Annotated in this window: 19 protein-coding genes and 1 pseudogene; 10 read left to right on the top strand and 10 right to left on the bottom strand. The window is 71.7% G+C overall.

Annotated elements, in window-relative coordinates; translation table 11 throughout:
* Nucleotides 1–52: 52 nt before the first annotated feature.
* The 8 genes from ABC270_RS06695 to ABC270_RS06660 all read right to left on the bottom strand — a co-directional run bounded on the left by ABC270_RS06695 (nucleotide 53) and on the right by ABC270_RS06660 (nucleotide 8,490).
* Nucleotides 53–901: an ABC transporter permease gene (locus ABC270_RS06695; protein ID WP_412880067.1), complete on the bottom strand. Its 849-nt coding sequence runs from the start codon at nucleotides 899–901 to the stop codon at nucleotides 53–55.
* Nucleotides 898–1,926, bottom strand: a complete 1,029-nt coding sequence (locus ABC270_RS06690; RefSeq protein ID WP_412880066.1) for an ATP-binding cassette domain-containing protein — start codon at nucleotides 1,924–1,926, stop codon at nucleotides 898–900. Before ABC270_RS06690 ends, ABC270_RS06695 begins: the two co-directional genes overlap by 4 nt.
* An 87-nt stretch (nucleotides 1,927–2,013) precedes the next feature.
* The gene (locus tag ABC270_RS06685; RefSeq protein WP_412880065.1) at nucleotides 2,014–2,739 is read right to left on the bottom strand and encodes a hypothetical protein; all 726 of its coding nucleotides are present in this window, start codon (nucleotides 2,737–2,739) and stop codon (nucleotides 2,014–2,016) included.
* Between the two features lie 82 nt (nucleotides 2,740–2,821).
* Entirely contained in the window at nucleotides 2,822–4,402 is a 1,581-nt protein-coding gene (locus tag ABC270_RS06680; protein WP_412880064.1) for an inositol monophosphatase family protein, read from the bottom strand.
* Nucleotides 4,399–5,454, bottom strand: coding sequence for an ABC transporter ATP-binding protein (locus tag ABC270_RS06675; protein ID WP_412880063.1), 1,056 nt, complete (start codon nucleotides 5,452–5,454; stop codon nucleotides 4,399–4,401). The genes ABC270_RS06680 and ABC270_RS06675 overlap by 4 nt, the downstream gene beginning before the upstream one ends.
* Before the next feature lie 35 nt (nucleotides 5,455–5,489).
* Nucleotides 5,490–6,302 carry an ABC transporter permease gene (locus ABC270_RS06670; protein ID WP_412880062.1) on the bottom strand — a complete coding sequence of 271 codons (813 nt, stop codon included), beginning with the start codon at nucleotides 6,300–6,302 and terminating at the stop codon, nucleotides 5,490–5,492.
* A complete protein-coding gene (locus ABC270_RS06665) occupies nucleotides 6,299–7,336 on the bottom strand; it encodes an ABC transporter permease (RefSeq protein WP_412880061.1) in 1,038 nt (345 codons plus the stop codon). The genes ABC270_RS06670 and ABC270_RS06665 overlap by 4 nt, the downstream gene beginning before the upstream one ends.
* Entirely contained in the window at nucleotides 7,333–8,490 is a 1,158-nt protein-coding gene (locus tag ABC270_RS06660) for an extracellular solute-binding protein (protein ID WP_412880060.1), read from the bottom strand. Before ABC270_RS06660 ends, ABC270_RS06665 begins: the two co-directional genes overlap by 4 nt.
* Before the next feature lie 215 nt (nucleotides 8,491–8,705).
* On the opposite strand from ABC270_RS06660, the gene ABC270_RS06655 reads away from it, so the two are divergent.
* The 3 genes and pseudogenes from ABC270_RS06655 to ABC270_RS06645 all read left to right on the top strand — a co-directional run bounded on the left by ABC270_RS06655 (nucleotide 8,706) and on the right by ABC270_RS06645 (nucleotide 10,131).
* Nucleotides 8,706–9,119: a DUF3054 domain-containing protein gene (locus ABC270_RS06655; RefSeq protein WP_412880059.1), complete on the top strand. Its 414-nt coding sequence runs from the start codon at nucleotides 8,706–8,708 to the stop codon at nucleotides 9,117–9,119.
* Nucleotides 9,116–9,721, top strand: a pseudogene (locus ABC270_RS06650) (LacI family DNA-binding transcriptional regulator); the annotation flags it as partial. The gene ABC270_RS06655 and the pseudogene ABC270_RS06650, both read left to right, overlap by 4 nt.
* Before the next feature lie 152 nt (nucleotides 9,722–9,873).
* The gene (locus tag ABC270_RS06645) at nucleotides 9,874–10,131 is read left to right on the top strand and encodes a substrate-binding domain-containing protein (RefSeq protein WP_412880058.1); all 258 of its coding nucleotides are present in this window, start codon (nucleotides 9,874–9,876) and stop codon (nucleotides 10,129–10,131) included.
* Nucleotides 10,132–10,172: 41 nt separating this feature from the next.
* Here the strand turns inward: ABC270_RS06645 and ABC270_RS06640 are convergent, their stop codons facing one another.
* Both ABC270_RS06640 and ABC270_RS06635 read right to left on the bottom strand, forming a co-directional pair.
* Nucleotides 10,173–10,826, bottom strand: coding sequence for a spermidine/putrescine ABC transporter substrate-binding protein (locus ABC270_RS06640; RefSeq protein ID WP_412880057.1), 654 nt, complete (start codon nucleotides 10,824–10,826; stop codon nucleotides 10,173–10,175).
* 70 nt (nucleotides 10,827–10,896) lie between these two features.
* The gene (locus ABC270_RS06635; RefSeq protein WP_412880056.1) at nucleotides 10,897–11,811 is read right to left on the bottom strand and encodes a DUF3097 domain-containing protein; all 915 of its coding nucleotides are present in this window, start codon (nucleotides 11,809–11,811) and stop codon (nucleotides 10,897–10,899) included.
* 79 nt (nucleotides 11,812–11,890) lie between these two features.
* Here ABC270_RS06635 and ABC270_RS06630 point away from each other — a divergent pair, with 79 nt between their 5' ends.
* From ABC270_RS06630 to ABC270_RS06600, 7 genes are all read left to right on the top strand, one after another.
* Complete coding sequence (locus tag ABC270_RS06630) at nucleotides 11,891–12,940, top strand: zinc-binding dehydrogenase (protein ID WP_412880055.1); 1,050 nt, start codon at nucleotides 11,891–11,893, stop codon at nucleotides 12,938–12,940.
* Nucleotides 12,941–13,218: 278 nt separating this feature from the next.
* Nucleotides 13,219–14,454 carry an ROK family protein gene (locus tag ABC270_RS06625; protein ID WP_412880054.1) on the top strand — a complete coding sequence of 412 codons (1,236 nt, stop codon included), beginning with the start codon at nucleotides 13,219–13,221 and terminating at the stop codon, nucleotides 14,452–14,454.
* Between the two features lie 114 nt (nucleotides 14,455–14,568).
* Entirely contained in the window at nucleotides 14,569–15,909 is a 1,341-nt protein-coding gene (locus ABC270_RS06620) for an extracellular solute-binding protein (RefSeq protein ID WP_412880053.1), read from the top strand.
* Nucleotides 15,909–16,979, top strand: coding sequence for a carbohydrate ABC transporter permease (locus tag ABC270_RS06615; RefSeq protein ID WP_412880052.1), 1,071 nt, complete (start codon nucleotides 15,909–15,911; stop codon nucleotides 16,977–16,979). The genes ABC270_RS06620 and ABC270_RS06615 overlap by 1 nt, the downstream gene beginning before the upstream one ends.
* Nucleotides 16,979–17,875, top strand: coding sequence for a carbohydrate ABC transporter permease (locus ABC270_RS06610; protein WP_412880051.1), 897 nt, complete (start codon nucleotides 16,979–16,981; stop codon nucleotides 17,873–17,875). The genes ABC270_RS06615 and ABC270_RS06610 overlap by 1 nt, the downstream gene beginning before the upstream one ends.
* Before the next feature lie 7 nt (nucleotides 17,876–17,882).
* Nucleotides 17,883–19,214 carry a 6-phospho-beta-glucosidase gene (locus ABC270_RS06605; protein ID WP_412880050.1) on the top strand — a complete coding sequence of 444 codons (1,332 nt, stop codon included), beginning with the start codon at nucleotides 17,883–17,885 and terminating at the stop codon, nucleotides 19,212–19,214.
* Nucleotides 19,211–20,269 (top strand): N-acetylglucosamine kinase, encoded by a 1,059-nt coding sequence (locus ABC270_RS06600; RefSeq protein ID WP_412880049.1) that lies wholly within the window; start codon nucleotides 19,211–19,213, stop codon nucleotides 20,267–20,269. Before ABC270_RS06605 ends, ABC270_RS06600 begins: the two co-directional genes overlap by 4 nt.
* Nucleotides 20,270–20,416: the final 147 nt, after the last annotated feature.

Raw genomic sequence — 20,416 nt, 5'->3', positions numbered from 1 at the left:
GGGATGATGCTAAGCGGTCTCGGCGTCGTCGCAGTGCACCCTGTCGCGCTCCTCACTTCGTGCTGATGCGGGTGTACTTGTTCACGGCCCACGGGACGAACACCACGAGCATGACCGCGATGCCGATGAGCACGGTGACGACGGGGTGCTGCATGGTCCAGATGTCCGGCACGGGCGCGGACCCCACGTTGCCGAAGAGCTCACGGGCGGCCTGCACGAGGGAGGACACCGGGTTCCACTCCGCGAACACCCGCAGCACGAGCGGCAGCGTGTCGCTCGGCACGAACGCGTTCGAGATGAACGTCAGCGGGAACAGGATCATGAACGAGGCGTTGTTGATCACCTCCGGCGTCTTGACGCTCATCCCGAGCAGCGCCATCACCCAGCTGAACGCGTAGCTGAAGAGCAGGAGGAGCGCGATGCCTGCCAGGAACTCGAGCGGTGAGGAGTTCACCCGCCATCCGACCGCGAGCCCGGTCAGCATCATGATGACCATCGAGATGCCGTTGAGGACGAGGTCGGAGTTCGTGCGGCCGATCAGCACTGCGGAGGCCGACATCGGCAGCGTGCGGAAGCGGTCGATCAGCCCCTCCTTGAGGTCCTGCGCCATGGCGGAGCCGGAGAACGTCGCCCCGAACACCACCGTCTGGGCGAAGATGCCCGCCATCAGGAACTGCGTGTAGTCGGTCCCCTCGACCGCGATCGCGCCGCCGTACACCTGGCTGAAGAGCAGCACGAACATGATCGGCTGCAGGACCGCGAACACGAGCATGTCGGGCGACCGCTTGATCTTCGTGAGGTTCCGCTTCGTGACGGTCCAGCCGTCCTCGAACCAGACGGCGACCGGCGAGGTGATCGCGACGGGGAGCGCCCGACCCGGCGCCGTGACGGTGGCGGTCATCGCGTCGACTCCTTCTGCTTCTGCTGCTGCTGCTTCGTGCGCCTCGGGTCTGCCGCGGTGTCGTCCGGTTCGTCCTCGGTCGCGGCGTGGCCGGTGAGCCGGAGGAACACGTCGTCGAGCGTGGGGCGGCGCATCCCGGCATCGTGCAGGTCGATGCCAGCCTCGCCCAGGTCGGCGAGCACCCGCTGGAGCGCGGCCGGCCCGGCCTCCACCGCGATGGCGTACGTCCGACCGTCGCCGGAGACCTCGACGTCGCCGACCCCGTACCGGCGGAGCGCGGTTGTGGCGGCGTCGCCGTCCGCTGCGTCGACCAATGTCACCACCACGCGGTGTCCGCCGACCTGCGCCTTCAGCTGGTCGGCGGTGCCCTCGGCGATCACCGTGCCGCCGTCGATCACCGCGATGTCGTCGGCGAGCCGGTCGGCTTCCTCCAGGTACTGCGTCGTCAGGAGCACGGTCGCGCCGTCGGCGACGAGGCCCTCGATGATGTCCCAGAGGGCGAGCCGGCTGCGGGGATCGAGTCCGGTGGTGGGCTCGTCGAGGAAGAGCACGCGCGGGTTCATCACGAGGGCGCCGGCGAGGTCGATGCGACGACGCATGCCGCCCGAGAAGCCCTTGACCGGTCGGTCTCCGGCCTCGGACAGGTCGAAGACGTCGATGAGCTGCCGGGCCCGCTCCCGAGCGGTCCGACGACCGAGGTGGTACAGCCGACCGATCATCTCGAGGTTCTCGAACCCGGTGAGGTTCTCGTCGACCGCGGCGTACTGCCCCGAGACGCCGATGGACCGACGGGTTGCCTGTGGGTCGCGCACGACGTCCACACCGTCGATCGTCGCCGTGCCGCCGTCGGGGGTGATGAGCGTCGTCAGCACCTTGACCGTGGTGGTCTTGCCCGCGCCGTTCGGACCGAGCAGTGCCTTCACCGTGCCCTGCGGCACGGACAGGTCGAGCCCGGCCAGAGCGTGCACCGGGCCCGACTTGGACCGGTAGGTCTTGGTCAGTCCACCTGCTTCGATGATCGCCATGTCGCTCCCTGGTCGAGCATGGAGAATACCAGTGTGTCAGCGGGTGACCGGACACCTGTGGACGGCCGGACCCCGGTCGTCCGGGGCTCAGATGTCGAAGTCACCACCGAAGTCGCTGCCGAAGTCGCCACCCCAGTCGGAGCCGCCGTCGGCAGACGCTTCGTCGTACCCGCCACCAGTGTCCCCCGAACCGCCGTCATCCGCAGCGTCGGTACCGCCGTCGAACGATCCGGGGTCGGGCAGGAAGGCGCTCATGATCGCTGAACCGATGACGTAGCCCGCGACGGTGCCGAGGATCGACGCGCCGACCATGCGGCCGAACGACGGGCCCTGGCGTCCGCCGAACGCTCCGCCGCCGCCCATCCCGCCCAGCGAGCGCTCCATGAACCCCGGCTGCCGGATCTCCGACCGTGTCGCCGCCTGGGCGAGGGACCGCGGGTCGTCGCCGCGCGGGGCCTCACCCGCGGGGGCGCTGCGGGTGAACTCGTCGTAGACCATGCGCCGCTGCTCGGGCGTCAGGGTCGCGAAGGCCTCGGCGTGCACCTCCTCGATCCGCTCCGGGGGCGCGGTGCGGAGCAGGTAGCGGTAGCGCTCGACGGCGCGTTCGTCCTCGGCCGACCCGGCCTGCGCCGTCGGTCCCCCTGCAGGAGCGCCTGCCGGTGCACCGGATCCCCACTGCGGCGCTCCGGACGGCACCTGGTACGACTGCTGCCCGTAGCGGTAGCCCTGCTGCTGGGGCTGCTGGGGCTGTCCCCACTGGTTCTGGTCCTGGGGGCGCTCGGGGCGGCCGAGCAGTCGATCGAGGAAACCCATGGTCCGTGCTCCTTCGGGAGGTCGGTGCGGTGCTGGGATGCCGAGCCTACGAGCGACGGGCCGCCGCTCCCTGTACGCCGACTCAGAGAACGCCGAGCGCCGACCTCCAGACCGCGTGCAGCTCGTCCGCGGCACCCGGGTGGGCGACGAGGAACGGCTCGCCGAGCGGGGGGAAGGCGTCGACAGGGCCGACGCGTGTCAGCACCACCCCGCCCGCCTCGTGCACGAGCAGCACCGCGGCGCCGTGGTCCACCGGGTGGAACGCCGACACGCATGCGCCGATGCCGCGTCCGGCGGCGACCTGCGCGATCGTCAGCGTGCCGGAGCCCAGCACACGGAGCGTGCACGACCGCTCCGCGAGGGCGTCGAGGAGCCTCCCGAACCCGGGCCACGGCCGGTGCCCGTCGAGCTCGGTGCCGACGACCGCGCCGGCGAGCGGACGCGGGTCGTCGTCCAGGCGCAGGGGTCGGTCGCGCAGGACGGCCCCGCGACCCCGCCGGGCCTCGAGGACCTCGCCCCGCCACGGGTCCGCCACGACACCGACGACCGGGTGACCACCACGGGTCAGGCACAGCGACATCGACGTCCACGGGACGCCGTTCGCCAGGTTGGTCGTGCCGTCCACGGGGTCGAGGTACCAGCGGTGCCGGTCCCCCGGTGCCTCGCCGTACTCCTCGCCGGTGAAGCCGTGGGTCGGGAAGGCCGCGCGGACCCGTCCGCGCACGTGCTGTTCGACGAGGCGGTCCACGTCCGTGACGAGGTCTGCGGGGTGGGCCTTCGTCGCGACCTGGCCGACCGGGTGTTCGCGGGTGAAGGCGATCACCTCGTGCGCGATGCGGTGCGCGAGGGCCTGTGCCCGGGACGCGACCTCGGCCTCGGTGGGCTCGTGCTCCGGTGCCGGCCACCCGTCCCGCTCGGCGGCGGCGAACGCTCCGATGATCGTGGCGAGGTCGTTCGTCGTCACGGAGTCCGCACCGAGGCGCGCGGCCCAGACGGCGAGCTCCGGGTCGTCGACCGTCCACACGGACACCTGCAGCCCCAGGTCGTGCGCGGCCCGGACGGTCGCCGGCGTGAGGAACGCGACGTCGAGGTTCAGCGTGCTCGGGGCGAGCGCCTCGAGGTCGGCGCCGGTCGGCGGCTCGAGCGACTCCCACGCCAGCCAGACGTCCGCGTCGGGCAGCACCGACCGGACGGCCGCCATCGCGGACGGCGCACCGCACCACGCGACCGGGGTCGACGCCGTCGTCGTGGCCACGGTCTGCGCCGCGACCACGGCGTCCACCGGGTCGGTGAGGTCGACGAGCAGGGTGCTCCGGCACCCGTCGAGCCGCTCCAGCACGGCGTCGAGCCGCGGGATGCGGTCGAGGCCGTTGCCGAGCCGTGCGACCTCGCACCACGGGACCTCGTCCACCCGGCGGGCGTCGCCCCACATCCGCCCGAGGGTCTCGTCGTGGAGCAGGACGGCGACGCCGTCCGACGTGCGTCGGACGTCGACCTCGATCGTGCCCGCGCCGAGCGCCTCGGCGACCGCGACGGCGGGCAGGGTGTTCTCCCGACGGACGCGCGGCGCACCGCGGTGGGCGACGAGCCGGGGCGGAGCCGCACCGTGCCTCCCGTCCGGACCCGTGGCGACCGCCTGCGGGACCGCGACCTCCGCGCTCATCGCGCACCCCCGACCAGCGCGCCGTCGCGGTAGACGAGCACGTGACCGAGCCGGACCCCGACCTCAGCGCCGACGGCGGGCGGCGGTCCGTTGACGAAGGCGCGGAGCTCGTCGTCGTCGGCACGGAGCACGACCTCGGCGAAGTGCCCGCGCATGAGCACCCGCGAGACGGTCGCCGTGAGCGGCGAGTCGTCGCACAGCTCGACCTGCTCCGGTCGGACGAGCACGGTGTCGCCGGGGTGGCTGTCGAGGCCGAGCGCGAAGCGGCCGTGGACCGTGCTCGTCGTGCCGATGAACGAGGCGACGAACTCGGTGGCGGGGCGGGCGTACAGCTCCTCCGGTGCGGCGATCTGCTCGATGCGCCCGTCGTGCATGACCGCGATCCGGTCGGAGATGCTGAGCGCCTCGTCCTGGTCGTGCGTCACGATCACGGTCGTGATGCCGAGACGCTGCTGGATGCGCCGGATCTCGTCGCGGACGGTCACCCGGAGCTTCGCGTCGAGGTTCGACAGCGGCTCGTCGAGGAGCAGGACGTCCGGCTCCTGCACGACCGCGCGGGCGAGGGCGGCCCGCTGCTGCTCACCGCCGGAGATCGCGGTCGGCTTCGACGCGGCGTGGTGGGTCAGCCCGACGAGTTCGAGGGCGGCCCGCACGCGCTCGGCGGTCTGCTGCCGCGGCACACGTCGGGTCCGGAGCGGGAAGGCGACGTTCTGGGTGACGGTCATGTGCGGCCACAGCGCGTAGTTCTGGAACACCATCGCGCTCGGTCGGCGTTCGGGCCCCGCGTCGGTCACGTCCCGGCCGCCCATCGAGACGCTGCCGGCGTCGACGGGCAGGAACCCGGCGACCATGCGGAGCGTGGTGGTCTTGCCGCAGCCCGAGGGACCGAGCAGCGAGACGAGCTCGCCCTCGGCGACGTCGAGGTCGATGCCCGCGACCACCTCGCGGCCGCCGAGGGTCTTGCGGAGGCCGCGGACACGCAGTCCGCCGCCCCGGCCTGGTGCTGCCTGGAGGCCCGGGGCGGGCTCCGCCAGGAGGGTCGCGTCCGTCATCGGGTCGCCTTCCGTGCTGGTGCTGGTGCTGGTGGTCATCGGATCTGGAAGCCGTCCGCGAGGCGGCCGCCCATGATGTGCCGGCGCGCGAGCAGCAGGAGCACCACCGACGGGATGCTCAGCGCGATCGCGAACACGGCGGACACCTGCCTCGGCGAGTTGAGAACGAGCGAGTACATCGCGGTCGGCATCGTCATGTAGGTCGGAGCGCCGACGAGGTACGTCCCCTGGGCCTCGTCGAACGAGGCGAGGAAGCTCATGACGACGGCGACGAGGATGCCCGGCCAGGCGATCGGGAACGTGACCGTCCAGAAGGTGCGCCACCGCCCGGCTCCGGCGTCGCGCGCGGCCTCCTCGAGCGACCGGGGCACGGCGGAGAACGCTGCGGCGGGCAACCACGTCATGAAGACCACGCAGCCGAGGACGTGCACGATCAGGATGCCGGTCACGGTGTTCATCAGCCCCAGGGCAGTGAACATCGCCGACATCGTCACGAACAGGCCCATCTTCGGGAAGGCGTTCGTCGCGAACAGCCCGACGAGGACGACCCGCCGACCGGGGAACTCGATCCGGCTGATCGCCCACGCCGCCGGCAGGCACACGACGGCGGCGACGAGCACCGTGAGCGGCGCCAGCACGAGGGAGTTCTGGATCGCGACCCCCAGGGTCGGGTCCTCGAAGACCGTCGACCACCACCGGAGGGTCCACCCGTCCGGCAGCAGGTGCGGGTAGGTCCAGCTCGTGGCGAACGCCCGGACGGCGAGCCAGAGGAGCGGTCCGGCGATGAAGACCGCGAGGACGACCGCGGTCGCCCAGACCAGGACCGAGCCGGCGATGCGTGTGATCACGAGTGCGCCTCCTTCGTCGTGAGCTCGCGTGCGTTGGTCCGGACCGTCGAGCGCAGGTAGGAGACGCTCGCCGCTGCGGCGAAGGCGAACACGATGAACGCCATCGCGGTCGACTGCTGCGGACGGTTGTAGGCCTGGAAGTACTTCGAGATGTCGACGCCGAGCATGGTGGGCGCGTTCGGACCGGTGAAGTACGGCACCGTGAACGAGCCGAGCACGCCGATCACGGTGAAGGTCGTCGCGATCACGAGCGGGGTCCTCGCCATCGGCAGGAGCACCTCCCAGACGACCCGCCAGGTGCTCGCGCCGGCGTCCCGCGCCGCCTCCACGAGGGCGTCCGGGGTTCCCTGGAGCGCCCCGGCGACCATGAGCACCGAGAACGGCAGGCTCGTCCAGACGCTGCCGAACACGACGGCGACGAGCGTGTACCCCCAGACCGGGACGTCGAGGCCGACCTGCGCGCCGAGGCTGCGGAGGAAGCCCTGCGCGTCCGTGAACGTCAGGACGGACCAGCTCGCGATCACCACCGGCACGAAGAGCGGGACGACCGCGAGGACGCTGAGGGTCTTGCCGACGAGTCCGCCGCGGAGCCGCAGGATGACGGCGACGACGACGGCGAGGGCGATCGTCAGGCCGGTCGACAGCGCGGTGACGCCGAGGGTCGCGCCGAGGTCCCGGAGGAACACCGGGTTGCCGAGCAGCGTGCCGTACACCGCGAGGGAGAACCCGTGCACGACGTCCTGCCCGATGTCGGCCAGGGCTTCGTTGAGGCCGCCGGTGAACCCGAGCGAGAACAGCGCGGCGTTCACCACCGGGACCCCGACGAAGAGCACGACGACGAGCACCGGGGCGGCGACGAGCGCGAGCCCGGTGGCGCGCGAGCGACGGGCCTGTCGGAGGCGGGCTGCACGACGGTCGGCGGGGCCGGCGTGGGCCGCGTCGCCAGCGCCCGCCCCGTCTCCGCGCCGCCCCGGGACGGGCGGGAGGCCCCTGGCGGACGCGCCACGGGCCTCCCGGTCGGTGACCTGGGTCACTGCGGGACCTTCGCGTCCCACGCCGCGTTCATGTCGGCGGCGAAGTCGGACTGGAAGCCGAGGCGGAGCTGCGAGGGGTTCGCGTCCGAGAACTGCTCGGCGACCGACTTCGGCAGCGTGTCGAGCGGGACGACCGGGTAGCCGGAGACGGCGGTCGCGACGAGCTGCTGCCCCTGCGAGCTGAGCACGAAGTCGGCGAGCTCCTCGGCGGCGGCCTTCTTGGCGGCCGGCTCCGTCTTCGGGATGCCGAGGAAGCTGGCGCTGCCCGTGAACGACGGGTCCGAGATCTGGACCGCCTTGACGGACTCCGGGATGATGCCGGTCTTCTGCGAGGTGATGAACTGGTCGCTCCAGACCGGTGCCATCGCTATCTGGCCGGAGCCGAGGAGCTGGACGACCTGGTCGTTGCCGTTCGGGTACACGCCCTTCTGGTAGGTCGACGGGCCGAGGTCCTTCAGGACCTGGAAACCCTTGTCCCACTTCGACTCGAGCGACTTGTCGTAGGTCGTCTGCATGGTCGTCTGCTCGGACGCGCTCAGGTACTTCGCGAGGACGGTCGCGACGAAGGAACCACCGGAGCCGCCCGACGACGGCGAGTTGTAGGCGAACTGCCCGGGGTGGTCCGTGATCCACGAGAGCAGGTCGTCGAGCGTCTTCGGCGGGTCGCTGACCTTCTTCGGGTCGTAGGCGAGGAGCACGCTCGAGGCTCGGTACGGGATCGCACTGTCGCCGCCCTGCTGCTTCGTCGCCGCGGGGACGTCCTTCAGGTTGGGGATGCCCTGCTCGTCGACCTTCGCCATGAGCCCGGCCTTGCCCGCGCTCGTCACGAAGCCCGCGTCGACGAGGTCGTACGCGACGCTCTTGCCGGCCTTGACCGCGGTGGCGAGGTTCGCCTGCGTCTGGGCGTCGTGCTCGCCGTGCAGGTCGATGCTCGTGCGGACCGAGATCTTCGGGTGCTGCTTCTCGAACGCCGGGATGAGTGACTTCTCCCAGAGGTCCTGGACGTTCGTGTCACCGCTGATGAACACGGTGAGGCTGGTCGTGCCGTTGCCGTCGTCGGCGGCGTTCGAGGCGTTGGCGCTCTGCACGCAGCCGGACAGCGCGACGGTCGCGGTGGCGGCGATCGCGAGGCCTGCGAGGACTCGGGTCTTCACGTCGGTTCCCTCCGTGGGGTGTGGAGTGGGGCGGGGTGGGGGTGCGCTGCAGTCGCCGGTGCGGGAACGTTCCCGCGCCGTCGACGAGTGTGGCGGCGGCGGGTGAACGCGAGGTGCCACAGGAGTCGCCGTCCGGTGAACTCCGCGCAGCCGGCGGCGACCGCCCCCCGGCGTCGGGGAACGGGCGCCCCGGCACGGGCTGCGACAATGGGGACGTGTCCACACGAACCTGGGGCTGGCTCGCAGCCGTCGTCGACGTCGTCCTCATCGTCCTGTTCGCGCTGATCGGGCGGTCGTCCCACGGCGAGGCGAACACGGCGTGGGCGCTCTGGACCACGGCCTACCCGTTCCTCGCGGGTTGGGCCATCGGCTACGTCTCGAGCGGAGCGTGGGGCCGACCACTCGCGTTCTGGCCGACCGGTGTCGTCGTCTGGGTCCTGACCGTGTTCATCGGCCTCGCGATCCGTGTCGCCACCGGCCAGGGAGACGTCGCCGGGAACCCGCTGCCGATCTCGTTCGTGATCGTGGCGACCATCGTGCTCGGCGTGTTCCTGCTCGGTTGGCGAGCCCTGACGCGGCTCCTCCAGCGGGCCTCGGCCGCACGGCGGGACCGCCGGACCACCGCGTGAGCGCGTCCCGGGGTTCCCAACCGACCATCCTCGACGTCGCGGCACGGGCGGGCGTCTCCAAGTCCGCCGTCAGCCGGGTGCTGTCCGGCACCGGACGCTTCTCGGACGAGACGCGTGAGCGGGTCGAACGCGCCGCCGCGGAGCTCGGGTACGTCGCGAACGCGATGGCACGCGGACTCGTCCGTGGCCGGACGCACACCATCGGGATGCTCGTCCGTGACGCGTCCTCGATGGTCTACACCGCTCTCCACGCCGTGATGGAACAGCGCGCGTCCGAGCTCGGGTACCGCGTCGTCACCACGACCGGCGTCGGCCGGGTCGAGGACGAGAAGTCCGCCCTGGCAGCGCTCGTCTCGATGCGGGTCGACGGCCTCGTGGTGTGCTCCGGCCTCCTGCCCGCAGCCGAGATCGCAGAGTTCGCACCGCGCATCGCGACCGTGGTCGCGGGTCGTCCGGAGCTGCACCCGGCCCTGTCGAGCGCCTACTGCGACGAGACCGACGGCGGCACACAGATCGCCGACGCCGTGGTCGACGCGGGCCACGAGCGGGTCGTCGTGCTCACCGTGCCGCAGGACGACGCCCTGACCCAGCACGCGCGGACGCAGGCGATGGTCGCGCGACTCCGGGCACGGGGTCTCACGGTCGTGGACATCGATGCGAGCTTCGTGCGTCCGCCGAGCGACGTCGCCGCGGACGTCGCCGAGACGGTCCGCGAATCAGCGGCGACCGCGGTCATGTGCCGACCGACCGGCTCATGCTCGACGTGTGCGACGCGCTGCGCAGGCTCGGCATCGAGGTCCCCCGCGACGTCTCGATCACCGGGTTCGACGGCGTCTACCCGCTCGCGAACGACTGGATCGGGTTCACGACGCTCGCGCAGCCGATCGAGCGGATCGGACGCGAGGCGATCGACCTCGTGGTCGCGCGCATCGACGACCCGGCGAGTCCCGTCGAGCACCGCTCGCTGCGCGGGACGGTGATCGCAGGGCGCACCCTGCTCCCCCGGCGCTGAGCGCGCGGGGCGGGCTCCGCGTGTCGAAGCACCGCCACCGTTCAGAACAGCCCGTCGCGCCGCTCCTCGCCGAGGCCGTCGAACCCGCGGAACATGTCGGACACGAGCGCCTCGATCTGCGGCTCGACCAGGCGCTCCACGGCCTCGGCGATCCGCGGCCGGTGCTCGATGAGCGCCAGGCACACCGCCGTCCCGGTGGCGCGGGCGCACTCGTCGGAGAGCTCGATCTCGTGCCGAAGCGCGGCCTTCGCCTCGTCGGACAGCGGTTCGCGGGGCGTCTGCTCCCCCGCCCCGGTGCCGGTCAGCTCACCGAGGGTGAACAGGAACGGCGATCCGGGCGAGGGCTCCGGGTCGACGTCGAGGCCCTGGAACTCGGGCGAGAGTCCCTCCGTCGGTTGGTAGCCCGCGTGCCGCTTGCGTGCGGCCGCGCGCTCGAGTTCGCGGTGCAGCAGCGGCAGGTTCTTCGCCGTGTAGTCGTCGACGGCGTCCTCGATGATGGTCGAGATCCGCCCGATCAGCGCGTGCTGGACCGCGTGCGGCACGTCCGGCCCGAACCCGGCGGCGCTCGCGATCGGCGATCCGGTGCACTTCCGGCAGATGCGGGTGCGCGGGCGAGCGGTGCCGATCTGCCAGCGCGGTAGCCACCGCAACCAGACGTCGACGGCGCTCCGCACGCGACCGTCGATGCCGTCCATCCCTCAACAGTAGGCCTGGAGGCCCGGATCACCCCCGCCATCACCCGCGCGTGGACGAAACGGCCGGGTTTCAGGCCGTGGGCTCCGTCACGAAGTCGATGAGCTCCTCGACGCGCCCGAGGAGCTGCGGCTCGAGGTCGGCGAACGTGCGCACCCGGCCGAGGATGCGTTGCCAGGCGCGGGCGATGTCGGCCTGCTCGGCGTGCGGCCACCCGAGGTGCTGGCAGATGCCCTGCTTCCACTCGATCGACCGCGGGATCGTCGGCCATGCCTCGAGGCCGAGCCGCGCGGGCTTCACGGACTGCCAGACGTCGACGAACGGGTGCCCGACGACGAGCACGTGCGCGCCCCACTTCCCGCGCATCACGGCGTCGGCGAAGCGTGACTCCTTCGACCCCGGTACGAGGTGGTCCACGAGGACCCCGACCCGGCGCTCGCGGGTCGGCCGGAACTCGTCGAGGACGTCGGCGAGGTTGTCGACGCCGGAGAGCTCCTCGACGACGACCCCCTCGACACGGAGGTCCGACCCCCAGACCTTCTCGACGAGTTCGGCGTCGTGCTTGCCCTCGACCATGATCCGCGACGGCAGCGCCACCCTGGCCCGCTGCTGCTCGACCGCGAACGAGCCGGACGCGGTGCGCAGGCGACCACCGTCGGTCGCGTGCCGCACCGCCGGAGCCGAGCCGGGCCTCCCGGCCGCTGGAGCGCCGCTCCCGGATCGCCCCACCGGCGCCTTGGGACGGCCGAGCGTGACGAGCTCGCCCTCGAGCAGGAACTGCCCGGTGAAGGGGAACGACCGCGTGCGGCCCTTCCAGTCCTCGAGCTCGACGTTGCCGGCCTCGAGCCGCACCACGGCGCCGGCCCAACCGGTCGCCGGGTCCTCCAGCACCATGTCACGCTCGAGCGGCACCTGCCGCACCTTCTTCACGCCCCGCGAGCGCCAGTCGCCCGAGAGGACGTCGTTGCCGTACCGGTCGTCGTCCACCCGCAGGAGCGTAGTGTCGACCCGGCCCAGGACGACGTCGACCGGCCGAGCACCCCACAACCCCGACGGAAGGCATCCCGTGCGCGCAACGATCATCCACGCCCCGAACGACATCCGTGTCGAAGAGCGCGACCAGCCCGCGATCATCACCCCGGAGGACGTCGTCGTGCAGGTCGTCGCGGCGTGCGTCTGCGGCTCCGACCTGTGGCCGTACCGCGGCGTGACCGCGACGAAGGAGCCGCACGGCATCGGCCACGAGCTCGTCGGGACCGTGGTGGCGGTCGGCGACGAGGTCACCGACCTGCACGAGGGCGACTTCGTCATCTCCCCCTTCACGATGAACGACGGCACCTGCCAGGCCTGCCGTCACGGCATGACCACCGGGTGCGAGCACCTCTCCGGCTTCGGCGGGTCGGACGCCTACGGCCACCCGGTCGGCGGTGCGCAGGCCGAGTACGTGCGCATCCCGGACGCCTCGGCCACCCTCGTGAAGGTCCCGGGTCCGGTCGACCCCGCGCTCGTCCCGTCGCTGCTCACCCTCTCCGACGTCTTCTCCACCGGGCACCACGCCGCCGTGTCGGCGCAGGTCGGCCCCGGACGCACCGTCGTCGTGGTCGGTGACGGCGCCGTCGGGCTCTCGGCGGTGCTCGCGTCGAAGCGACTCGGCGCCGAGCGCATCATCGCGATGAGCCGCCACGCGGACCGGCAGGCGCTCGCGCGGGAGTTCGGGGCGACGGACGTCGTCGCCGAGCGCGGCGCCGAGGGCGTCGCCGCGATCCGTGCGCTGCTCGGCGGCGACCTGGCGGACTCCGCGGTGGAGGCCGTCGGCACCGAGGAGAGCATGGACCAGGCCCTGCACTCGGTCCGTCCCGGTGGAGCGGTCGGCTTCGTCGGGGTCCCGCACGGGGTGCCGACGATCGGGACGCGGTACCTCTTCGACACGAACATCTCCGTGGCGGGCGGCATGGCACCGGCGCGGACGTACATCCCCGAGCTGCTGCCCGACGTGCTCTCGGGCGCGATGAACCCCGGCCGCGTGTTCGACCTCGAGCTGCCGCTCGACGAGGCCGCGGAGGCGTACCGGGCGATGGACGAGCGCCGCGCGATCAAGGTGCTGCTGCGCCCGTAGCGCGGCGCGGTGCGGCGCGGCGCGGCGTGCTCTGTCGCTTTCGCGAAAGCGACAGAGCACCACGAACAATCCGCGCTGCACTGTCGCTTCCGCGCTGCGGACGCCGGGACGAGCGGACGTCTCGTCGCTTCCGCGGATGCGTTCCGGTCGGGAGGCACGGTGCGGGTCCGCACCGTGCCTCCCGTCCGTCCGCCACTCGCGTTCCGCGGGACGGAATCCGTGTTTCGGATCTGTGAACAAACCTTTCAGTAAAGAAGGTTGTCCGTTACAGTCCTCGCATGAGCACTCGCGGACGCACCCCCGGCCAGCCCGGACTGCTGCGCGTGCTCAACGACCGCGCGGCCCTCGAGCTGCTGCTCGACGAGGGCCCCCTCACCCGCAACGAGATCGCCGGCCGCACCGGTCTGAGCAAGCCCACCGCTGCCGAGATCATCCGCCGGCTCGAGTCGGCCGACCTCATCCGGGCCGCGGGCACCGAGGCACAGGCCGGCCGCCGGGGCCCGAGCGCCGCGGTGTACGAGGCCATCACCGACCGTGACCTCGCGGTGGCCGTCGACGTCCAGCTCGTCGACGTCCGGTCCACCGTGGTCGACGCACTCGGGCGGACCTACCCCGTCGCCACGCACACCATGACGCCGGAGGAGATGCGCGGCCCCGGATCGCACATCGTGGCCGCGGCGATCGCGCGCGCCGCCGGTGCGGCCGGCATCGACGAGGACCTCGTCACCGCGGTCGCGGTCGGGGTCCAGGCCTCGGTCGACCACACCACCGACACCCTGATCTTCACCGACGGACTGCCCGGCTGGCCGCGCGACCGCGTCGCGGCGACGCTCTCAGCCGAGCTCGGCGTGCAGGTCGTCGTCGAGAACGACGCCAACCTCGCCGCGATCGCCGAGCGGAGCATGGGCGCCGGACGCACCGTCGGCTCCTTCGCCCTGTTCTGGATGGCCGAGGGTCTGGGCATGGCGCTCGACCTCGACGGCCGCCTGCACACCGGCGCCTCCGGAGCCGCCGGTGAGATCGGCTACCTCGGTGTCCCCGCGGACGCACGCCCCATCGACCCGACGGCCACGATCATTGCGGACCTCATCTCAGAGTCCGCGATCACCGCACTGGCCGCCGAACACGGGATCACCGCACCGGACGGCTCGCCTGCCGACTGGCGCGACGTGCTCCTCCAGCTGCCCGGGCTCCCCGAGCAGCACCCCTTCACGACCGCCCTCGGCGAGCGCATCGGGCACAACGTGCTCCCCGCACTCGCCGTCGCCGATCCCGAGACGGTCGTCCTCCACGGCCCGACCGGCATCGCAGGCGGTCCCGCCCTGGCCACCGCCGTGACCGCCTGGCTCCGGACCCGCACCCGCTGGTCCACGGCCGTCGTCGCGCCCGGTGTCCCCGACACCCCCGTCCTGCACGGTGCGCGTCACGTCCTCATCGACGTGGTGCGCTCCACGCTCGCCGGCCGGGTCGACCGCATCAGTGACGATGCGCCGGCCCCCGTCGAGCGCACCTGACCAGCACCACCCCACCCGCACCACTCGAGGCACCACCACCCGGCCCTGTCCCAGGGCTCTTCGGCGCGCCCGGAAACGGGCTCCGCCGGAGCGAGAGCAGAGAGCGAGTCCCACATGTCACTCCCCAGTCCCAGGATCCGGCGGATCGTCGCCGCGACCGCCGTCGCCGCCACCGGTGCGCTCGTCATCGCGGGCTGCAGTTCGGGCTCGAGCGCCGAGAGCATCGACAAGACCGCGCCGAAGGAGCTCAAGGGCACCGTCTCCCTCTGGCACTTCTTCACCGGTCGTGAAGCCGGCGTCGTGCAGAGCGCCGTCGACGGGTTCGAGAAGGCGAACCCCGGCGTCACGGTGGACATCCACGCCGGACAGGACGACGAGAAGCTGCAGAAGGCGATCTCGTCGGGCCAGAACATCGACGTCGGGCTGTCCTACTCGACCGCCATCGTCGGGAGCTTCTGCTCGTCCGGAGCCTTCCGCGACCTGACGCCGTACATCGACCGGGACAAGGTGAACCTGTCCGACATCCCCAAGGCGGTGCGTTCCTACACCGAGTACAAGGGCAAGCGCTGCACCCTCCCGGCACTCGCGGACGTCAGCGCGCTCATGTACAACAAGCCGCTGCTCGAGAAGGCGGGTATCACCGCGCCGCCGAAGACCCTCGACGAGCTGAAGTCCGACGCGCTCAAGCTCACGACCTACAACGCCGACGGCTCGATCAAGCAGCTCGGCTTCAACCCGCTGATCGACTTCTACGAGAACTCCCCCGAGCACTGGGCGCCGATGGTCGACGGCCGCTGGTTGGACAGCAAGGGCAACAGCGTGATCGGCACCTCGGCCGCCTGGAAGAAGTTGATCACCTGGCAGAAGGACTTCGTCGACGCGATCGGCTACGACAAGCTCAAGGCCTTCACGTCCGGCCTCGGGCAGGAGTTCGCCGCCGACAACGCGTTCCAGACCGGCCAGGTCGCGATGCAGATCGACGGCGAGTACCGCACGGCGTTCATCAAGGATCAGAAGCCCGATCTCGACTACGGGACCGCACCGACGCCGGTGATGGACGGACTCGGCAACTACGGCTCGACGTACATCGCGGGCAACGTCGCGGGCATCGCCAAGGGCTCGAAGCACCCCGAACTCGCCTGGGCGCTCCTGAAGTACCTGTCGACGAACACCGATGCGCAGGTCACGATGGCGAACGGGCTGAAGAACATCCCGACGATCACCTCGGCGCTCGAGTCACCGAAGCTGGAGGTCGACGAGAACTACAAGACCTTCGTCGACGTCGCCGGCAACAAGGACACGATGACCTCGCCCGGCACCGCGGACGGTGCCGCCTACATCGGCACGTTCACGAAGTTCTGGCAGGCGTACCAGGAGAACGGCGGGAACCTCGACCAGAAGCTGCAGCAGCTCGACCAGGACATCGACAACGCGAACCAGCTGGCGGGTCCGTGATGACCGACGTCACCACCCCCGGAACGGACAGCCTGGAGGCGCGGCCCACCCGCGCCTCCCGGCCCGCCTCCCCGACGCGGCAGGTCTCCGACCCCGCGGGCCGCACCACGCGTCCCTGCCGTCGGAACGGCTCGGGTCGGCGCCGCAGCGCCGAGGCCCGGCGTCGCATCGTCGCCCTGACGATGCTCGCCCCGGCGCTCCTCGGGCTCGTCGTCTTCTTCGCCTACCCCCTCGTCGCGTCGATCGTCTACTCGTTCACGCGGTACAACCAGCTGCAGGAGCCCCAGTTCGTCGGACTGCTCAACTACCGGTTCCTGTTCACGCAGGACCCGCAGATCGGCGCAGCGGTCGTGAACACGATCTGGTTCGTGGTGATCCTCGTCCCGGTGCGCATCGTGTGCGCACTCCTCGTGGCCGGACTGCTCAGCCGAGCGAAGGCCGCCACCGGGTTCTGGCGGACCCTGTTCTACCTGCCGGCCCTCGTGCCGCCCGTCGCGAGCGTCGTCGCGTTCGTGTTCCTGTTCAACCCCGGCACGGGTCCGGTGAACCAGATCCTCCGGGTCTTCGGCATCGACGGGCCGCTGTGGTTCAACGACCCGGCGTGGTCGAAGCCGTCACTCGTCATCATGGGCGTCTGGGTCATGGGCGACATCATGATCATCTTCCTGGCGGCGCTGCTCGACGTGCCGCGTGACCTCTACGAGGCCGCGTCGCTCGACGGCGCGAACGGCCCGCAGCAGGTGCGCCACATCACCCTGCCGACGATCGCGCCGGTGATCGGGTTCGCGGTCGTCACGGGGGTGATCGCGGCGCTGCAGTACTTCACCGAGGCGGCGGTCGCCTCCGGGGTCGCGTCCGGCAAGGCCACGATCGGCGGGGGGACGGCGGCGCAGCTCGGGTACCCGGGCACCTCGCTGCTGACCTACACCGAGCTGCTGTACCAGCACGGCTTCGCGAACTTCCAGTTCGGCTACGCGTCCGCGATGGCCGTCGTCCTGTTCGTGGTCACCGCGGTCGTCCTCGTGTTCACGATGCGCCGCATCTCCGTCTTCCGGCCCGAGGAGTCCTGATGACCGCCGTGTCCCAGTCCCCGCTCGCACGGGCACCACGCGGCGCCGCCCCCGGCGGCGCCGCCCGTGGCCCGCGTCGGAGCCTGCTCGTCTGGATCGCCGAGCACGCCGCCCTCGTGGCGCTCGGCGTCGTGACGATCGCACCGATCGTGTTCGTCGTGCTGACGTCGCTCATGTCGAGCAACCAGGCGCTGACGGCGTCGATCATCCCGAAGCCGTTCGACCTCGCGAACTACGGCCGGGTGTTCACCGAGCTGCCCCTCGCGCAGTGGTTCGGCAACTCGGCGCTGTACGCCGTCCTCGCGACCGCGTTCATGCTCGTGAGCTCCGTCCCCGCGGCGTACGCCCTCGCGCAGATCCGGTTCCGAGGTGCGAACGCGATCTTCACGATCATCATCGTGGCGATGCTCCTGCCACCGCAGGTCACCGCCGTGCCGGTCTACGTGATGTGGTCCGAGCTGCACCTCACCGGGACGCTCTGGCCGCTGATCCTGCCGAACCTGCTCGGCGACGCGTTCAGCATCTTCCTGCTCCGCCAGTTCTTCCTGACGATCCCGAAGGAGTACGGCGACGCTGCCCGCATGGACGGCTGCAGCGAGTGGGGCGTGCTCGCGCGGGTCGTCGTCCCGATGGCACGGCCGGGCATCGCGTCCGCGGCGATCTTCATGTTCTTCCACTCGTGGAACGACTACTACGGACCGCTGCTCTACGCGTCCGAGAACCAGGCCGCGTGGCCGGTGGCGTACGGGCTCGCCACGTTCCGCGGTCAGCACGGCACCGACTGGTCGATGACGATGGCGATGACCGTCGTCGTCATGGTCCCGGTCGTCGTCATCTTCTTCTTCGCACAGAAGGCATTCGTCGAGGGCATCGCGCTCACCGGCGTGAAGGGATAGCACCACAGTGAAACTCACGGTCATCGGTGGCGGATCCACCTACACCCCCGAACTCGTGGACGGCTTCGCCCGGCTCCGCGACCAGCTGCCGATCGACGAGCTCTGGCTCGTCGACCCCGATCCCGAGCGCCGGCGCCTCGTCGGCGGTGTGGCGCAGCGGATGTTCGCGCACGCCGGGCACCCGGGCACCGTCCACGTCACGGACGACGTGGTCGCCGGGGTGTCGGACGCCGACGCGGTCATGTTCCAACTCCGGATCGGCGGACAGGCGGCTCGGCAGCAGGACGAGACCTGGCCGCACGAGGCGTGCTGCATCGGCCAGGAGACCACGGGGCCCGGCGGGTTCGCGAAGGCGCTCCGGACCGTGCCCGTCGTGCTGGAGTACGCGGAGCTGGTCCGGCAGCACGCGAAGCCGGACGCCTGGATCGTGGACTTCACGAACCCCGTCGGCATCGTCACCCGCGCGCTGCTCGAGGCCGGGCACCGCGCGGTCGGGCTCTGCAACGTCGCGATCGGGTTCCAGCGCCGTTTCGCCCGCGAGTTCGCCGTCGCCCCCGAGGCGGTCCGGCTCGACCACGTCGGCCTGAACCACCTGACGTGGGAGCGTGGCGTGCACGTCCGCTCGGACGACGGGACGGAACGCGACGTCCTGCCGGAACTCCTCGCCGCCGACACCGGGGCGCTCGACCGGATGGCGGAGAGCGTGCACATGCCCGCAGACCTCATCCGGCTGCAGCACGCGGTGCCCTCGTACTACCTCCGCTACTTCGCCTCCCACGACGTCGTGCTCGAGGAGCAGCTCCACGAGCGCACCCGTGCGGAGGCCGTCATGGACACGGAACGCGCACTGCTCGCGAAGTACGCCGACGAGTCCGTCGTGACGAAGCCGGCCGAGCTCGAACAGCGCGGCGGGGCGTACTACTCGGAGGCCGCGATCGACGTGCTCTCCTCGATCCTCGGCGACCGCGGCGACGTGCAGGTCCTCAACGTGCGGAACGACGGCACGTTCCCGTTCCTCCCCGACGACCACGTCATCGAGGTGCCCGCCCGCGTCACCCGACAGGCGATCACGCCGCTGCCGGTCGCACCGCTCGATCCCGACATGGCGGGCCTCGTCGCGCACGTCGCCGGCTACGAGCGGCTCGCCCTCGAGGCCGCGGTGCACGGAGGGCGCGACCGCGTGCTCCGGGCGATGTGGGCGCACCCGCTCGTCGGGCAGGTCGACAAGGCCCAGCGGCTGACCGACCTGCTGCTCGCCGCCAACGCCGACCTGATCCCGTGGGCCGGCGGCACCGTGGGCGGGGCGGCCCACGGCACCACGCTCGCGGGGGCACGATGACGACCGCGGACGGCGTGGTCCGCGTGGCGACGGGCTCGGGCGGCTCCGACGACGTCGTGCTCGCCGTGGACGGTGGCGGCAGCAAGACCGACGTCGTCGCGATCGGCCTCGACGGGTCGTTGGTCGCCCACGCTCGCGGGCCGGGGTCGAACCCGCAGACCCGGGGTTGGGCCGCCGTCGGACCGGTGCTCGACGAGGTCCGGGCTGCCGTGCTCGACGAGATCGGCACCCGCGAGGTCAGGACGACGCACGTCTACCTCGCCGGGCTCGACCTGCACGACGAACTCGTCGCGGCCGAGGCAGCACTCGCCCACTGGTCGGAGGACGGCGGAGCACCGGACGTCCTCGACAACGACCTGTTCGCCCTGCTCCGCGCGGGGACGCTCTCCCCCGACGCCGCGGCGCTCGTCTGCGGCACGGGCATCAACGCCCTCGCCGTCCGGGCCGACGGCGCGACCATCCGCTACCCGGCGATCGGCGACGTCTCGGGTGACTGGGGCGGCGGCGCGTACCTCGGCAACCGGGCACTGTGGCACGCCGCCCGCGCCGACGACGGCCGCGGCCCGGCCACCGCCCTCGTCGACGCGGTCCCGCGGTCGCTCGGGTTCCGTTCCGTGCGGGAGGTGACCGAGGCCCTGCACTTCGGACGCCTCGACCCCGGAGCCGTCGGTCGGCTCTGCCCGGTCCTGTTCGACGTCGCGGGCGACGGTGACGCCGTCGCCCGGTCGGTGGTCGAACGACAGGCGGAGGAGATCGTGCTCATGGCATCGGTCGCGCTCGAGCGGCTCGGCCTCGGCGGTGTGGACGCCCCGGCGCCCATCGTGCTCGGCGGCGGGGTCCTCGCAGCACGCCACCCGCTGCTCGTCGAGCCGGTCGTCGCCGGGTTCGCCGAACGGGTGCCGGGGGCGGTGCCGACGTGGGTCACGGCGCCGCCGGTGCTCGGTGCGGGGCTCGCGGCGCTCGAGTCGGTCGGGGCCGGGCCGGAAGCGCTGGACCGGTACCGGGCAGCGGTCCTCGGCCGGGAGTTCGCGTCGACGGCCGCGCCGATCGTCTGACCGCACCACCGGACGGACGGGAGGCCCGTGGCGGCGCCGCCACGGGCCTCCCGTCCGTCGTGTGCGCGCTGGGTCTCGTGCGCAGCGCGGCGAGTCTCGTGAGGAGCGACGTGCCTCGCGCTCCTGGGCACGAGGGTCGTCGCTGAG

The sequence above is a fragment of the Curtobacterium phoenicis genome (assembly GCF_047238015.1).
Classification (GTDB): Bacteria; Actinomycetota; Actinomycetes; order Actinomycetales; family Microbacteriaceae; genus Curtobacterium.
This window is presented reverse-complemented; position numbering and strand designations above follow the sequence as displayed.

Coding starts and splice junctions, on each gene's coding strand:
- ABC270_RS06620 (WP_412880053.1), top strand. CDS start 14,569: ATGTCACTCCCCAGTCCCAGGATCCGGCGGATCGTCGCCGCGACCGCC.
- ABC270_RS06645 (WP_412880058.1), top strand. CDS start 9,874: ATGCTCGACGTGTGCGACGCGCTGCGCAGGCTCGGCATCGAGGTCCCC.
- ABC270_RS06690 (WP_412880066.1), bottom strand. CDS start 1,926: ATGGCGATCATCGAAGCAGGTGGACTGACCAAGACCTACCGGTCCAAG.
- ABC270_RS06675 (WP_412880063.1), bottom strand. CDS start 5,454: ATGACGGACGCGACCCTCCTGGCGGAGCCCGCCCCGGGCCTCCAGGCA.
- ABC270_RS06625 (WP_412880054.1), top strand. CDS start 13,219: ATGAGCACTCGCGGACGCACCCCCGGCCAGCCCGGACTGCTGCGCGTG.
- ABC270_RS06680 (WP_412880064.1), bottom strand. CDS start 4,402: ATGAGCGCGGAGGTCGCGGTCCCGCAGGCGGTCGCCACGGGTCCGGAC.
- ABC270_RS06695 (WP_412880067.1), bottom strand. CDS start 901: ATGACCGCCACCGTCACGGCGCCGGGTCGGGCGCTCCCCGTCGCGATC.
- ABC270_RS06615 (WP_412880052.1), top strand. CDS start 15,909: ATGACCGACGTCACCACCCCCGGAACGGACAGCCTGGAGGCGCGGCCC.
- ABC270_RS06610 (WP_412880051.1), top strand. CDS start 16,979: ATGACCGCCGTGTCCCAGTCCCCGCTCGCACGGGCACCACGCGGCGCC.
- ABC270_RS06640 (WP_412880057.1), bottom strand. CDS start 10,826: ATGGACGGCATCGACGGTCGCGTGCGGAGCGCCGTCGACGTCTGGTTG.
- ABC270_RS06685 (WP_412880065.1), bottom strand. CDS start 2,739: ATGGGTTTCCTCGATCGACTGCTCGGCCGCCCCGAGCGCCCCCAGGAC.
- ABC270_RS06600 (WP_412880049.1), top strand. CDS start 19,211: ATGACGACCGCGGACGGCGTGGTCCGCGTGGCGACGGGCTCGGGCGGC.